Here is a 15,825-nt window from a genome sequence, read left to right as displayed (position 1 = left end):
AAGCTATGTTTTAAAACCGTGTTGATATTGTTACATATTGTTCAGCATGCTAAAGAATTGAACTTAAGAACATCTAAATGAGTATAGTCCCATTCCAGCTTGTTCCAAAAACAAGTTTTGGACAAGCAACTAATGTGACAATACTCAAGGAAACTCGACTCATATTCATTCGCTGAGTAAGTTCGAAATACCAAATATAAAATGCCCACAGGGAAAGTTCATGTTTCCAAATGTAAAATTTGGACATTTACTTTTGGACTCTCACTTAAGAGTTCTAAAAGTCGAATTCTAATGCACACTTCACAAAAATGTAACAATATCAACACTACATTAAAACAAAGTCAATCATAAAAATAGGTGTGCTGAAATTAATCAGCACACCTATTAATGTTAATGTGTATGAAATTAAAAAATTAGGAGTTATTCTTTAATCGTTTTGAGTATCACTAGAGGAAGGATTACATTCCGTAGTGATATCAACATCGACATTAGTATTATTACCACATTTATCTTTTTTATTCTTTTTTTCCATATCTTTTATTAAATCTTTTGCCATATCTATAATTTGAGGAACAGTATCAACAATTCTATCATAAGTACAATTTTGATCTACTGGAAGCATTCTTATACCATCTTCTTTAACAACTAAAAAAGCAACTGGTTTAACAGAAACTCCAGCACCAGATCCTCCACCAAAAGGAATTTTTGAATTGCTATCTAAATGCTGATCTAAAGTAGAATATTCTGTACCACCTGATGCAAAACCAAAGCTTAATTTTGAAACAGGTATGATATAAGTTCCATCTTTTGTTTCTACAGCATCACCAACTACTGTATTCACATCAATCATGTCTCTAAGATTTTCCATTGTACTTCTCATTAAATTTTCAACTGGTTGTTCACTTGCCATAATATTACCCTTATAAAGGGTCCACCTCCTTTGAATAAATCATGCATTTACATACAATGATTAATATATTTATAATGTTTGCAATTGAAAAGAATATTATACTTGAAATTTCAAATTTTACTAAAATTTCATCTTTAAATATTGGATTCATGTTAAATTTAAATTTATGAGATTTGAATAGAATATTAAAAATTAAATATATTAAAGGACACAATTGAGATAATACTCCGTATGAAACTGCTGTATGAGCAGCATCTCCAAGAGAATAATCTAATTGCCCTTTTAAGTTAATCCATGGTTTGAATTTTGTATGATACAGCTTATTAATCAAATATTTCTTATTTAATTTTTTAAAGGTATTGAATAAAGGGTTTTTCTGATTTTCTTTTTTTCCCTTTTTTTTAAGTGATTCATTTTTTGATTTTTCTTTTGACACTATTACAAATTTATATAATTTTATATAATAATCTTCATTAGAAAAGTAAATACTAATTTTTAATGGGAAAGGTATTAAAATAATTATTAAAATTATCAGGAAAATTATTAAGAAAATAGGAAATAATTTCATAAAGATACCTCCAATTTTTATACGTTTTATAAGTATTGCCAAATTATCCAAAAATAAAACTAAGTTTTTTAGAAGTATAGGTTTAAAATTTAAGTTTAAAGGAAAACTACGAATGAATAGTAATTAAGGCACATTGAAAAAAATAATAGACCAGTATGCTTGTCTATTTTGCGTCATACTGCGTCGGCAAATAGTAATATAAGAAGGTGAGTGTTATGAGAAAAATTATTAAAAACAATATATTAGTAATATTAATAAGTATTATATTGCTTGAAATTTTCTCAAAAACGGTTCAAGCAGATAGTGGAATAAAAAATAATTTTAGAGTTAACGCAAGATGTGCAATTGCTTTAGATAGGGATTCTGGTGAAGTGCTTTTTGAACAAAATGGATATGAGATAGTGCCAATGGCAAGTACAACAAAAATACTTACAGCAATTATTGCTATTGAACAAGGTGACTTAGATAAGAAAGTTACTATAAGTAAAAAGTCTTCAGGCGTTAGAGGCTCTAAAGTAGGGTATAAGGCAGGAGAAGAAATTACTTTAAAAGAACTTGTCTTTGGACTAATGTTTAAATCTGGAAATGATGCGGCAATAGCTATAGCAGAAGCATTAGGTGGATCAGTAGAAGGATTTGCTGAAATAATGAATCATTATGCAAAAGGGATAGGAATATTAGATTCTCACTTTGAATCTCCACATGGACTAGATAGCAATTCACATTATTCATCAGCATATGATTTAGCAATATTAACTTCTAAAGGTATGAATTATGATTTGTTTAGAGAAGTTGTTGGATCAAAGCAAATTGCAAAAGATAAATATAATTTTACAAGAGATTATAATAACATAAATAAAATACTTTGGCTTATACCAGAAGCTAATGGAGTAAAGACAGGTTATACAGGAGGAGCAGGTAAGTGCTTAGTTTCTTCTGTAAACAATCAAGGAAAGGACATAATAATAGTGGTATTAAATTGCCCAGATAGATGGGAACAAACACAAAAGATATATAAGCATGTTTTAGAAACAGTTGCATTTGAAAATCAAAATTTTAAAGAACTCGTAGGCGCCCAATCTATAGAATAAAAATAGGGAGCACATAAAAGTGCTCCCTATTTTTGCCTTTACTGCCAGCATATTAATCAACATATTTGGGATTTTCTCGATTTAATGCACTATATGGCAGATTATAAACATTATTGTTATTTTAGCAAAAAGAAACTTATCAATATGTCGAAAGCATTCCTTGATAGAATATACTAGAGGGCTTATAATGAAATAAATCATGTAAAAACTATTTTTATAAAATATATTGAAATATTATGTATCATATGGTAAGATAAATAAGAATTAAGAAAACACATAATGTTGAAAAGTTTCAGCATACTGGATCATATAAGCAAAGTCTTATATGATAGTGACATATAAGTAAAAAACTTTATATTTATATATAATAAGGCTTTTACATGGTTATACATAGTAAAAAGTATACTGTATTGCATATAGTCAAAATAGAAATATTTTTACTATAACAGTTATTTTTAGATTATGTTTCTATATAAAAGCTTTGTTTTTTTGTATTCAAAAATACGAGAAATGTAAGAGCTCTTGTTTTTGAGTTCACATAGAAAGAGTTGTAAAATTATATTATAAGTATTAATTTATAATATGTATTAAATAAATATAAAAAAATATTACTGAAAATAAAAATTCCCAGTAATATTTTAATAACTAATCTGTTGATAACACAAAATTATCTAGAGTCTTAACTCATTATTTTATTTCATATACCTTATATAATTTTTAGCATAATTTTTCTTCGAAAATATTATCTAAATTAACTTTTTTAACTCTCTCATTTATTTCAGTTATATTTGTTGTGTAAAGACCTAATTCTTGCATTCTCTTAAAGTAACCTGCTCCAGCAAAGGTATACCTATTTTTTCTGCCTTCTCTTGTATTAGCTTTTTCATTTGCAAAACTTATTATATCCCCAACTGCAATAGAAGAAGGAAGTATAAGTAATGGCATACCCATTTTTAACCTCACAGCATTATGACCAGCTAAATTACCAGTACAAATAGCTTCAGTGTGTCCTACAAAAAGGCCACTTTTTTCTCCAGCACAAAACAAGTTATCTACGCCACAAACTTTCAAGTCATTTGTTCTAGGTGCAACTGATAGATATCTAATAGAGTTACCTTTACTGCCAGCATATGGATCAACATATTTGGCATTTTCTAAGCCTTTAATTTTTCTCAATTTTTTTAAAGGATAATAAGTTGTCATTAATTTAGCATGACCAGTATCTAGCAAAACTATATTTTCAGCAAATTCTTTTAATGCATATTGTTGGCAAACCTTAGTACTAAGTTTTCCATAATTAACATCTTCTTCAGGAATCTTTAATACTACAACACCTTCGTTATCTAATTGATTTTTTATTTCCTCTGATAAGCTTTCTTTTGCTAATTTGCAAGAACCGGAAAATGCACCAAGTATATCATCATCTCTTTCACCTTGAATATCAGAAACACCACATCTTTCGCTTATACTAATTCTAGGTCCAAATGCAGGACATCTTAAAATACACATTGAACATCCATTCCCATAACGCAAACAATTACCCATAGGACCTGTAGTTCCAGTAGTCTCAATGAATACATCTCCTTCAATGTAAGTATCGTCACTTAGGTAAACACCTTTTATATTTTTACCATCAAAGTTAACGTCATTAACCCTGCTTTCTATCATTATATTTATTCCTAGTGATTCTAAATGTCTTCTAACCTCTCCTTCAATAGTATTTACATTATATAATGTAGCATGCTTATGACCTGGAAAATCAATATTTGTATGAGTTGCCATCTTATCAGTAATTTTTATTAAATCACCACCACCCAAAGCAATAAGTTCTTCAGAAGCTGTATACCTTCCGTTATTTCTCATTATTCCACCAACATTGCCTAATCCAAGTAAAAGATCTGTTTTTTCTATTATAACAACTTCTGCCCCAGCTTTACGGCTACTGATTGCTGCGGCGCATCCAGACCAACCTCCCCCAATAATAACAACCTTCATATAAATCTTCTCCCTTCAAATATACTCCTTGGATTAGACTGCTCTTTGCAAAATCTTTTTACCCTATGACCAGAAAATCTTGCTGTACAAGCACCACAAACTCCTTCACCACAACACATTTTAAAATTATTACAGCAAGATAATAAAACATCCTTTCTGTCTAATTTATCTAGATATTGAATAACATTATAGGTTAAAATATCCGCACCAGCTATATGAATATATTTAACACCTTCCTTTAATGCTTCTTTTATAATAACTTTACAATGATCTGAAAGTTTACCTTGTTCTAATAAATCATATTCATTTGCCTTTAATGAATATTCTGATAAAAATTCTTCTCCAAAAGTATTTTCAAATGGATTTTTATCTACTACTACTTTTACATCGTTATCTTGTGCAATTAGTTTTCTTATTACTGGCATCATCGGAGCTACACCAATTCCTTTTGCAAGTATTAATGATTTACCTCCTTTTTGAGCATTTATATTTTTTAGTCCAAAAACTCCATTCCAATAAGGACCTCTAATTACTATGTTTTCTTTTTCTTTTATATTAAGAATATTTTTAGTCTTTATTCCTCTAATTTCAATTAAAATAGTTATAATATTATTTTCTATATTTGAATTCATAATAGAAATAGGAATATCAAAATAATTATTTTCATCAGTTCTAACAAATACATAGCTCCCAGGTCTAACTAAATCTATAGCTAATTTATGGGGAGCCTCAAACTTAATCATAACGACTTCGTCATTATAATTAGTTACTTCTTTAACAACACAGGTGTAATTTTTTCTACCTTCCTTAGCCTTATTGCCGTTATTGTATAATTCTTGATATATGCAAACCCCCTTCCAATTTAAGCAATCACAAAAACATTCTCCTTGTAACTGCGAACATAATAAACAATCTCCAGATTCCGCTAACTTACATGGACAATATTCAGTTCCTGCATCTATGCAATCTATAGCTTCTTTTATCATTTTCTCTCCTTTAGATAAAATTGCTTCTCTATAATAATTTATAATTTTTGAATTATTTTGATACAAATATAGTGTGACAAAATTCGCTAAAGTGATATAATTTTTAATGTTAGGCAGGTGAAAGAAAATAACAAGTTAAAATAGATTAGCTGATTTACTTGTTATTTTTTGAATATGCCTTATCTACATTAAGGAGGATTTTTATGCTAAGTAAAGAATTAGCTCAAAATATAGTTAATAAGATGATGGAAGTCATACCATATAACGTTAATATAATGAATAATGAGGGATTTATTATTGGAAGTGGTGATTTATCAAGAGTAGGAAGCTTACATGAAGGTGCTTTAGATGCTTTGAGAACAAAGGAAACTGCTGAAGTTTTTGAAGATTATGAATATACAAAAGCAGGAGTTAATACTCCAATATTTTTTAGAAATAAAGTTGTAGGAGTTATTGGAATAACTGGTTTGCCTGATGTGGTGAGGCCTTTTGGACAATTAGTAAGTGTAACAGCTGAATTATTAATAAGTCAAGAGTATGCTTTAAATGAGCATGTTATAAAACAAAAGTTAACAGAAGAGTTTATATATGAATGGATAAACAATAATATAGAATATCATGAAGATTTCATTCAAAGGGGAACTTCATTGGGAATTGATGTTAAGATAGAAAGAATTATAGCAGTAATTCAGTATGAAAAAGATAGATATAAAGAAGTAAATATTTTAATTAATAAGATTCTAAAAGATGGTGAGTATAGCATTAATATATCTTCAAATAGAATTGTAGTTTTGTTAATTTATAATAAATTTACAATGAAAAGAATTTTTGGATTAGAAGAAAAAATACAAAAATTATCAGTGAAGATTGGGATTGGAAGATTTAATAAGATAATAATGAGTTCATTGATTGATGGTGTAAAGGCACTTAATATAGGAAGTAAATTATATGAAGGTAAAAACATATATACTTATGATAGTGTGAAATTCTTTAAAAATATTGAATTATTTTTAAATGAAGATAAAGGAAAAGAAGTCATAGAAAAGATTTTAGAAGAAGGAAAAGGCATGGAGCTTTTAGAAACATTTTTAGTATATATGGATATGAATGGTGAGAAAATAAAGGCTTCCAATAAAATACATATACATAGAAATACTTTAAATTATAGATTAGATAAAATTGAAGAAATTACAGGATTAAAATTTGATAATTACTTAGAATTATTTCAATTAATCACGGCATATATAGGATATAAACTGAGTTCATAGAATTTAGTTTATATCCTATTTTAATAAGGTATCTTCAAAAAATAACTAGTTAATATTTCATTATATCTTGCAAATTGAACTGTTACTTTTTTCAGATACCTAATATGAAAACAATATCTATTGTGCATATGCATAAAAAAATAGATATTAAATTTGTTTTAAGTATAATGAATTTATCCATAATATGATATAAAATAGTAAACGTTATTAATAATAGTAAACGTATTAACAATGCAATTATAAACAGAGTCCTTAGTCTCAGTTGGGGTTTTGACTCCATCTGAAATTAAAAAATCGTTATCCAGGAGCGTACAGTCGTTATCTCCCACTTGTAGAAGTAGGAGTGCTACGGATGCTAGCTATCGGATAAATTAATTAACTAATAAAGGAGAGATATAAAAATGGAAGTTACAGTTACAGCTTTAGGAGCAATAATTGCTCTAGTTATTGCAATTGTATTAATCATTAAAAAAGTTCATCCAGCATATGGATTAATAATCGGTGCTTTAGTAGGAGGACTTATAGGAGGAGCAGGATTAACTGGTACAGTAACTCTAATGATGACTGGTGCTAAAAATATGATGCCAGCAATACTTAGAATACTTACAGCAGGAGTTTTAGCAGGAGTACTTATTAAATCAGGAGCAGCTGCAAAGATTGCAGAAACTATTGTAGAGAAGATTGGTGAATCAAAGGCATTAATTGCTTTAACAATAGCTACTATGGTTTTAACAATGGTTGGCGTATTTATTGACGTAGCGGTGATAACGGTTGCACCAATAGCCTTAGCTATAGCAAGTAGAGCAAACTTAAGTAAAACCTCAATACTATTAGCGATGATTGGTGGAGGTAAGGCAGGTAACATAATGTCACCAAATCCAAATACTATTGCAGTATCTGATAATTTAGGAATATCATTAACTAATGTTATGATAGCTGGTATAGTACCTGCTATATTTGGAGTTATTATTACTTGTATAATTGCAAGTAAATTAAAGAAAAAAGGAAGCTTTGTAAGTGAAGATGAGTTAACACAAGAAGTAGAAGAAAAACCTAATTTCTTACCAGCAATTATTGGACCATTAGTAGCAATAGTATTACTTATGTTAAGACCAATAATTGGAATAGCGATAGATCCATTAATTGCACTTCCAGTTGGAGGAATATGTGGAGCATTAGCTATGGGAAAAATTAAACATGTTAATGAGTATGCAACATTTGGACTTGGAAAGATGAGTGGAGTTGCAATTCTTTTAATAGGAACAGGAACCCTTGCAGGGATAATATCAAATTCAGGATTAAAGGATGTAATAATCCAAGGAATTAATACATTAGGATTACCAAGTTTTGCTTTAGCACCAGTATCAGGAATACTTATGGCAGCGGCAACAGCATCTACAACTTCAGGTTCAGCAGTAGCAAGTTCAGTTTTTGGAGCAACTGCAATGGAACTTGGAATATCAGCATTAGCAACAGCAGCTATGATGCATGCCGGAGCAACTGTTTTAGATAGTTTACCACACGGAAGTTTTTTCCATGCAACTGGCGGTAGTATAAACATGGATATGAAGGAGAGATTGAAGATTATTCCATTTGAGGCTGTAGTTGGATTAGTTATGACTATAGTATCAACAATAATATTTGGAATAATACTCTAGTCATATAAAGAATAAAATCTATATTAGGCATATTCGAATCGTTATTTTATTTCATATGCCTTAATACATAGATTTCAAATAAAATTATAGTAGCAATAATTTAGAGATAACTAAAATCTCATTTTTTGAATATACCTAAGATAAAATGAATTTTTAGAATCAGTTAAAAAGGAGTTAAGTATATATGAAGTTTGTATTAGCACCAGATTCATTTAAAGAAAGCATGTCATCAAAGGAAGCTTGTGATGCAATGGAGAGAGGAATAAAAAAGGTTATACCAAACGCTGAGTGTATAAAAGTTCCTATGGCCGATGGTGGTGAAGGAACTGCTTATGCATTAGTTGAATCAACAAGTGGAAAAATATATGATGTAGAAGTTACTGGACCTTTAGGAAATAAAGTTAAAGCTTATTTCGGAATACTTGGAAATAGGACTACAGGGGTTATAGAAATGGCAACAGCTAGTGGAATACAACTAATTAAGAGAGAAGAAAGGAACCCATTAATAACAACAACTTATGGAACTGGGGAACTTATAAAGGCTGCATTAGATAAAGGAGTTAAGCACATTATTATAGGCATTGGAGGAAGTGCTACTAATGATGGAGGAGCTGGAATGATTCAGGCATTAGGTGGAAAGCTATTAGACAAGAACGGAAAAGAAGTTAAGTTTGGTGGTGGTGCTTTAGCTGAAATTGAAAATATAGATTTATCTAATTTAGATAGTAGATTAAAGGATGTAGCTATAGAAGTTGCTTGTGATGTAACTAACCCTTTAATTGGAGAAACAGGAGCATCAGCAATATTTGGACCACAAAAGGGAGCAACAAAAGATATGGTTAAGACGTTGGATAGTAACTTAGTTCACTATGCTAATGTAATTAAAAAATGCTTAGGAAAAGACATTGCAAATGTTGAAGGTGCAGGTGCAGCAGGTGGACTTGGAGGAGCATTATTAGCATTCTTAAATGGAGAGCTAAAAAGAGGAATTGAGATTGTTATAAAACATACTAATTTACTAGAAAAAGTTAAAGATGCAGATTATATTTTTACAGGAGAAGGAAGTATAGATGCTCAAACTATCTTTGGAAAAACTCCAATAGGAGTGGCTAAAGTTGCTAAAAAAGCAAATGTTAAAGTATTAGCTTTTGCTGGCAAAGTAGGTGAAGGTGTAGAAAACTTATATCCAGAAGGAATACATGCAATATTTGGGATTCTAACAGGAGTAACTAGTTTAGATGAAGCTTTAGAACTTGGAAAAGATAACTTGGAAAGATGCGTCGAGAATGTAGTTAGAATTATTAATTTATACTAGTTTATATTAGATAATAGTAAATTAACGCGTTGTGCTGGTTAAAATAGGTCTATTTTAACTAGCACAATGAGTTGATTTAAGGTATTATATTAAAGTTACAATTCAGATAGAACACTTGATTTAGATCAAGTGCTTTGTTTTATTATTTTTATCCTTCTAAGATTTTGACATAAAAAGTTCTATTTTTAGCACCATCAAATTCACAGAAGTATATATTTTGCCATTGCCCTAAAATTAAATTTCCTTCATTAAGAATAAGAGTTTGAGAAGCTCCTAAGGTAGATGATTTTAAATGGGAATGAGAGTTTCTTTCAAAGTTCCTGTAATTAGGATCATCAGTAGGATAGACTTTTTCAAATCCATAGATTAAATCAAGCACAACATCAGGATCAGAATTTTCATTTATAGTAATTCCAGTAGTAGTATGAGGAGAATAAATTAATACAATTCCATTTTTTATGTTACTAATTTCAATGTCATTTTTTATGTGGTGTGTAATATCTACCATGGTTTGCCTAAGATTGATAGATAATGAATGAGTAAAAAGATTTGCCATAAATAAAGCCTCCCTAGTTAAAGTTTCTTAATTAGTGATAATATAATTAATATATATTCTAACAAAGATTAATCATCTGATTTTAGCAAAATTGCATGATTACAATAATAATATAATGAATTAAATTAATTAGAATATATGTATTTAATAAAATATTTTCTTAAATATAAGGTAAAATTTTCTTTAAATACTATATATTATAACATGAAAATTGAGAAATTGTTTTATATTAGTATATATATTCCAAATAGTTTAGTGCATATGCATAACATATTTTAAAATTTGTTTAATACTAATTAGATAATTATGAAGGATTTTATTTTCTTATGTAGAAATATAATTTATATATAAGAAAATAAAATACGAAGTTATATGTTTATAATACATAAAATTAGAAATTTAAAATAGAAAAGAGAGTTACATGGAAAATATGAATATAAATATAAATTATCAAAAAGAACTTGATTCTTTAATAAAAAAGCTAATTAAAAATGAAGAAGCTCCAAACCTGTTACTGCATAGTTGTTGTGCCCCATGTAGTAGTTATGTTTTGGAGTATTTATCTAATTATTTTAATATAACTATTTTTTATTATAATCCTAATATTTATCCTAAAGAGGAATATTTAAAGAGAGTTGAAGAACAAAAGATTTTTATTTCAGAGCTTAAGACTAAGTATGAAGTAAAGTTTATTGAAGGTAAATATGATAGCGAAAGTTTTTATAATATAGCAAAAGGATTGGAATTAGAAAAAGAAGGTGGAGAAAGATGTTTTAAGTGCTATGAATTGAGATTATGTGAAGCAGCACTTATTGCAAAAGAAGGAAATTATGATTATTTTACAACAACTTTATCAATAAGTCCTTATAAGAATGCAAAGAAATTAAATGAAATTGGAGAAAAGTTATCCAATGAGTATGGAATAAAATATCTTTATTCAGATTTTAAAAAGAAAAATGGATATAAGCGTTCCATAGAGCTTTCTGAAGAGTATAACTTATATAGGCAGGATTATTGTGGATGTGTATTTTCTAAAAATGAAAGGGAAAAGGTATAATCTTATTGTTATTAAATTTACGATGAAATGACATAGTCATATGTATTATCATCTCTAGAAGTAGTTTAAAATATAATTATAAAATCTAAAGAACAAACTATATTAAATTAATATATAATTGGGTATAATATATAAACAATATAATTACAGAAAAGGTAGGGAAAACATATGGACAAAAGAAAAAAGAATACATTAATAGGTACAGGAGCCATATTTGCTGCAATAGCAGTTCTAAGTGGTACTGTAATGGGGAAAAAATCAAAAAAGAATAAGCAAGTACAAATAGATGCGTTAAAAAATGATATATATAAAACAGGAAATATAAGAAAGCTTGGTACGTTATATTTAAATGGAGTAAAGCAAAAATGCCCAAAAAATTTTACTAATTATGAAGATATTCATGAATATATTGGACAAAAGATAGAAATAAAAGATAGTGATAAAAATGATATTAATAATTTATCTTGGGTAGAGATTAATGAAAATAATAAAAAACTTTTAATTTGTGATAGAAATATTTTAATAGGAATGTCTTGGAATGAATTAAATAATCAAAATTTAGTATTTGGTAAAGTCGTTATGATTGAAGGTAAAAAATATATGTTAAGACTTTTAAAAGGTGGAGACAAAAAGAAAGATAGTGAGAATAATGAATGGAACCAATATATAGTAAACGAAGATGAAATTTTAGGACTTCCAATATCAACCCAATATGATAAGAGTGATAAGGTCAAAAATAATAATATAGATAAGATAAATGGAGAAAATAATAATTTGTGGCATTGGCATGAAATGTGTAGTCTTACACAAAATACCTATAAAAAGGGTGAAAATTCATGTGTAATAAGAGGTTTTTATTCTAATACGTATTTTAACGATGTAAAAAAAGAAGTAAGTTATAAAACAGTTGGTTATAGACCAGTCTTAGAATTAATAGATTAAAACATATGATAAAAAATATTAATAGAATGTGCATAAACACGCTGTCTCAAAGTAATTATCTTTAGAGACAGCGTGTTTATTACTAAGTGCTTAATAACTATAATATGAGAATGTTCAAAGTTTAATCGTTTAAAATTTCTATATTATCTAGTTGCTAAAATAGGTATTTTTTATTTCAACAAATTCCAAGTCAGTGGGGTTCCTTTTTTTATATCCTTACTGCTACAGTTGCTAAAACATTTTCAATATATTTTGTTTCTAAACCAAAACCAGGTCTTATACTTTTAATATTTTCTTCTGTGAAAATTTCGCCTTCTTTAATATCTTTTGCAACGAAAAGACTTCTTGAATGTTCTCTTGAATTTACCTGTTTTTCAGTCAGATCGTAGTTTACAGTGCCTAAAGCTTTTTCAACAATCCTTATATTGTAAACCATTCCTTTAAATTCTTTAGGTTCCATAGAAAATTTAGAATCGGCACCTCCATCAGTTATTTTAAGCGTCATGTGCTTTTCAGCTACTTTTTTTAATTTAGATTGCCATTCCCAAGGAGTGTATGCATTTTGATAAAGATTAATTAATGTATATATTTAACCAGAATAAATAAATCCATATTTATTAAAAAGTAAAAGAATTATTATTTATATAATAATAATTAAAAAAATATACAGATTTGTGTTTTAAAAGAATATGTTAATTTAGAGTCTAAGTGTTGGTTATTGTAGCAATATGTAAGTAAAAATCATATTACTGATAATAGTAAGGGACATGAAAGAAAATAATAGACAAGCATACTGGTCTACTATTTTTAAGGCTATGTTTTAGCAGAGTGTTGATATTGTTATATAAATTTCACAGTCCATGAGCTTTATATAACAATATCAACACGGTTTTAAAGCAAAGCGATTTTTAAAAATATTCCTAAAGTAACTCTAGGAGGCGAATAGATGTAGATGTTAAATGATAAAGTTGTGCTAATAACTGGAGGAACAGGTTCATTTGGAGAAAAATTTATTTTTAGGTTATTAAGAGAATATAATCCTAAAAAGATTATTGTGTATTCAAGAGATGAATACAAACAAGATTTATTGAAAAAAAAGATAATTAGTACATTTCCTCAAAGTATAGAGAAGATAAGATTTTTTATAGGAGATGTAAAAGATAAGGATAGATTAAATAGAGCTTTTGAAAATGTTGATTATGTTGTTCATGCAGCAGCAATGAAGCAAGTGCCAGCTTGTGAGTATAATCCTTTTGAGGCTATAAAAACTAATATTTATGGGGCACAAAATATAATAGATGCTGCTATAGATAAAAAAGTTAATAAGGTAATCGCATTATCAACAGATAAGGCAGTAAATCCAATTAACTTATATGGAGGAACTAAATTAGTTTCGGATAAGTTATTTATTTCAGCTAATTCATATTCAGGCGGTAATGGTACAGTATTTTCAATTGTTAGATATGGTAATGTTGCAGGAAGTAGAGGTTCTGTAATTCCGTTTTTTAAAAATATAATTCAAAGTGGACAAAATAAGTTACCAATAACTGATGAAAGAATGACAAGATTTTGGATTACCCTAGACCAAGGAATAGACTTAGTTTTAAAGGCATTAAAAGAAAGTAAAGGTGGGGAAACGTATATATCTAAAATACCATCATTTAAGATATCAGATTTGGCTAATGCAATGTTAGAAGGATGTGAACTCGAAAATGTGGGCATTAGGGAAGGAGAAAAACTGCATGAAGTAATGATAACTAAAGATGATTCTAGGAATACATTTGAATATAATAATCATTATATTATATATCCATATTTTGATTGGTGGGATAGTGAAAAATATCTAATTTCTACTGGAAAAGCAGTTCAAGAAGGATTTGAATATAATTCATCAACTAATTCAAAGTGGCTTAATGCATATGAATTAAAGAAAGCATTAAAAAATTTGTAGTTAAGGGAGAAATAAGATGAATAGTTCAGTTATATTTAAGCCAAGTGACTTTATTAATAAACGTGTAGTTAATAAAAACATTGTAATAGAAAGAGATAACAAATCATTAATTATTGGATCTATAAAAGATGATAGTAATAGTAAAATAGAAAATGCTGTAATAATGGTTTATGAGGAGTATTATTATGGATTAAAGCATATAAAAAGAGAAATTGGATTTACTACAACTAATCATAAGGGAGAGTTTTTCATATTATTACATGTCAAAAAATATAACAACTATATATTTGAAATATACCATCCATTAACTTGTGGCAATTGTAGCATTTAAGAATATTATATAATATATCTGATTACAAAGGAGGAAATAATATTATGGCATCTTATAGACCTAAAAAGGTACTAGTTACTGCCGGTAGTATGCACGATGGTGCAATAACTCTCGCTACTTTAGGAACTTTATTATCATGGTATAGATCTTTATTTAAAGGATTTGTTAAAAATTCAGCAGGAGTAGCATTGGTATCTGCTGCTGTAGAAGTTATTAAAATAGCTACTGGTGGTGCATCTAGCTCACTAGGACTTACTTTTACAGATGCTAGTGGAGAATATGGAGTATCCTTACCAACATTATTAGGTACAGCAAAATATAGATTTGATTATTATGATACACCTAACTAACAATAAATTTTAACTTTATTGGGGTAAGAGTATTAAATATGCTCTTACTTCTTTAATTAGTTTTAGGAGTGTAGATTATGTATTCTAATATATGTGGATACAAAAATAAATTTAACAGACTATATTTAACAGGCAAAGTTAAATATTCGGATGGTGAACTAGTATCAAATGCAATTATAATTGTAGAAAAAATAATAAATTGTTATAAAAGGTATTATATTGGTTATGCAATTACAGATATCAAAGGTGACTTTATAATAGAAGTTAAAGATAGAAATGCATATTATAAATTAACTGCTTTTGATTGTAATCTTAAAGGGATAAGTTATATGAATTTATAATTATACAAGGAGGATAAATATGGATGAGTTAAAAGAGTTTGATAAAAGTAAATATAAGAAATTAGATGTCTCAGCAGTTACTGTTAATGGAAAAGAGAGTAGCAATACAGTAAGTGCAGAGGAAATGATGGAAAGTCAAAATATAGTTATGAATATAACTGTAAAAAAGTCAGGTGATGAGGATGCATTAGTAGAAACTGAAGATGTGAAGAAAGATGAAAGTAAGTAATAAAAATAAAATAGTTATACCTGGTAGATGTTTGTGCAAAAATAAAATAGTTCATGTTAAGGTTATACTAAAGAAGGTAAAAAGTACTTTAGTTAAAGGCACGGTTAAAAATCCTGATGGATCTCCATCAGTTGGAGCTTGTATAGAAATTGTAGAAGTAACAACTATTAAGAAAATACTTGGCTGTACTTTTACCGATGCCAAAGGAGATTTTAGTGTGGCTATTAAATGTAATTTTAATGCTTATTATGAGTTTAATATATATAGTTCAGTATAA

17 protein-coding genes and 1 pseudogene are annotated in these 15,825 nt (G+C 28.2%); 12 read left to right on the top strand and 6 right to left on the bottom strand.

All coding sequences use genetic code 11. From position 1 onward, the window contains the following. Nucleotides 1-427: 427 nt before the first annotated feature. Both ytfJ and BM027_RS01500 read right to left on the bottom strand, forming a co-directional pair. Entirely contained in the window at nt 428-910 is a 483-nt protein-coding gene (gene ytfJ, locus BM027_RS01505; RefSeq protein WP_090088117.1) for a GerW family sporulation protein, read from the bottom strand. A gap of 10 nt (nt 911-920) precedes the next feature. Then, nucleotides 921-1,478, bottom strand: a complete 558-nt coding sequence (locus BM027_RS01500; protein WP_090088115.1) for a DUF2953 domain-containing protein — start codon at nt 1,476-1,478, stop codon at nt 921-923. Nucleotides 1,479-1,693: 215 nt separating this feature from the next. On the opposite strand from BM027_RS01500, the gene BM027_RS01495 reads away from it, so the two are divergent. Next, on the top strand, nt 1,694-2,569 hold the full coding sequence (locus BM027_RS01495) for a D-alanyl-D-alanine carboxypeptidase family protein (protein WP_090088112.1): 876 nt from the start codon (nt 1,694-1,696) through the stop codon (nt 2,567-2,569). Between the two features lie 717 nt (nt 2,570-3,286). On the opposite strand, the gene BM027_RS01490 is transcribed toward BM027_RS01495, so the two are convergent. Both BM027_RS01490 and BM027_RS01485 read right to left on the bottom strand, forming a co-directional pair. Next, nucleotides 3,287-4,564, bottom strand: coding sequence for an FAD-dependent oxidoreductase (locus BM027_RS01490; RefSeq protein WP_090088110.1), 1,278 nt, complete (start codon nt 4,562-4,564; stop codon nt 3,287-3,289). Further along, nucleotides 4,561-5,550, bottom strand: coding sequence for a sulfide/dihydroorotate dehydrogenase-like FAD/NAD-binding protein (locus BM027_RS01485; protein ID WP_090088108.1), 990 nt, complete (start codon nt 5,548-5,550; stop codon nt 4,561-4,563). Before BM027_RS01485 ends, BM027_RS01490 begins: the two co-directional genes overlap by 4 nt. A gap of 203 nt (nt 5,551-5,753) precedes the next feature. On the opposite strand from BM027_RS01485, the gene BM027_RS01480 reads away from it, so the two are divergent. The 3 genes from BM027_RS01480 to BM027_RS01470 all read left to right on the top strand — a co-directional run bounded on the left by BM027_RS01480 (nt 5,754) and on the right by BM027_RS01470 (nt 9,791). Then, the gene (locus BM027_RS01480) at nt 5,754-6,818 is read left to right on the top strand and encodes a CdaR family transcriptional regulator (RefSeq protein WP_090088106.1); all 1,065 of its coding nucleotides are present in this window, start codon (nt 5,754-5,756) and stop codon (nt 6,816-6,818) included. 401 nt (nt 6,819-7,219) lie between these two features. Then, the gene (locus tag BM027_RS01475) at nt 7,220-8,476 is read left to right on the top strand and encodes a GntP family permease (protein WP_090088104.1); all 1,257 of its coding nucleotides are present in this window, start codon (nt 7,220-7,222) and stop codon (nt 8,474-8,476) included. Between the two features lie 184 nt (nt 8,477-8,660). Then, nucleotides 8,661-9,791, top strand: coding sequence for a glycerate kinase family protein (locus BM027_RS01470; protein WP_090088102.1), 1,131 nt, complete (start codon nt 8,661-8,663; stop codon nt 9,789-9,791). A 148-nt stretch (nt 9,792-9,939) separates the two neighbouring features. Here the strand turns inward: BM027_RS01470 and BM027_RS01465 are convergent, their stop codons facing one another. Beyond that, a complete protein-coding gene (locus BM027_RS01465; RefSeq protein WP_090088101.1) occupies nt 9,940-10,347 on the bottom strand; it encodes a secondary thiamine-phosphate synthase enzyme YjbQ in 408 nt (135 codons plus the stop codon). A 430-nt stretch (nt 10,348-10,777) separates the two neighbouring features. Here BM027_RS01465 and BM027_RS01460 point away from each other — a divergent pair, with 430 nt between their 5' ends. Together BM027_RS01460 and BM027_RS01455 are read left to right on the top strand one after the other, a co-directional pair. Next, the gene (locus tag BM027_RS01460) at nt 10,778-11,404 is read left to right on the top strand and encodes an epoxyqueuosine reductase QueH (RefSeq protein WP_090088168.1); all 627 of its coding nucleotides are present in this window, start codon (nt 10,778-10,780) and stop codon (nt 11,402-11,404) included. Between the two features lie 168 nt (nt 11,405-11,572). Next, nucleotides 11,573-12,346 carry a hypothetical protein gene (locus tag BM027_RS01455; RefSeq protein ID WP_090088099.1) on the top strand — a complete coding sequence of 258 codons (774 nt, stop codon included), beginning with the start codon at nt 11,573-11,575 and terminating at the stop codon, nt 12,344-12,346. Nucleotides 12,347-12,516: 170 nt separating this feature from the next. Here the strand turns inward: BM027_RS01455 and BM027_RS01450 are convergent. Further along, nucleotides 12,517-12,869: pseudogene (locus BM027_RS01450) on the bottom strand (SAF domain-containing protein); the annotation flags it as partial. 429 nt (nt 12,870-13,298) lie between these two features. On the opposite strand from BM027_RS01450, the gene pseB reads away from it, so the two are divergent. The 6 genes from pseB to BM027_RS01420 all read left to right on the top strand — a co-directional run bounded on the left by pseB (nt 13,299) and on the right by BM027_RS01420 (nt 15,825). Next, on the top strand, nt 13,299-14,297 hold the full coding sequence (gene pseB, locus BM027_RS01445; RefSeq protein ID WP_090088097.1) for a UDP-N-acetylglucosamine 4,6-dehydratase (inverting): 999 nt from the start codon (nt 13,299-13,301) through the stop codon (nt 14,295-14,297). 16 nt (nt 14,298-14,313) lie between these two features. Beyond that, on the top strand, nt 14,314-14,628 hold the full coding sequence (locus BM027_RS01440) for a hypothetical protein (protein WP_090088095.1): 315 nt from the start codon (nt 14,314-14,316) through the stop codon (nt 14,626-14,628). 44 nt (nt 14,629-14,672) lie between these two features. Then, complete coding sequence (locus BM027_RS01435; RefSeq protein ID WP_090088093.1) at nt 14,673-14,978, top strand: hypothetical protein; 306 nt, start codon at nt 14,673-14,675, stop codon at nt 14,976-14,978. A gap of 77 nt (nt 14,979-15,055) precedes the next feature. Beyond that, complete coding sequence (locus tag BM027_RS01430) at nt 15,056-15,319, top strand: hypothetical protein (protein WP_090088090.1); 264 nt, start codon at nt 15,056-15,058, stop codon at nt 15,317-15,319. Between the two features lie 19 nt (nt 15,320-15,338). Then, nucleotides 15,339-15,548 carry a hypothetical protein gene (locus BM027_RS01425; protein ID WP_090088088.1) on the top strand — a complete coding sequence of 70 codons (210 nt, stop codon included), beginning with the start codon at nt 15,339-15,341 and terminating at the stop codon, nt 15,546-15,548. Further along, entirely contained in the window at nt 15,535-15,825 is a 291-nt protein-coding gene (locus tag BM027_RS01420; protein WP_090088086.1) for a carboxypeptidase regulatory-like domain-containing protein, read from the top strand. The genes BM027_RS01425 and BM027_RS01420 overlap by 14 nt, the downstream gene beginning before the upstream one ends.

Origin of the sequence: Clostridium uliginosum (genome assembly GCF_900112485.1) — a bacterium.
Taxonomy (GTDB): domain Bacteria; phylum Bacillota; class Clostridia; order Clostridiales; family Clostridiaceae; genus Clostridium; species Clostridium uliginosum.
The sequence above is the reverse complement of the archived record's forward strand: the minus strand, read 5'-3'. Positions and strand labels throughout refer to the sequence as shown.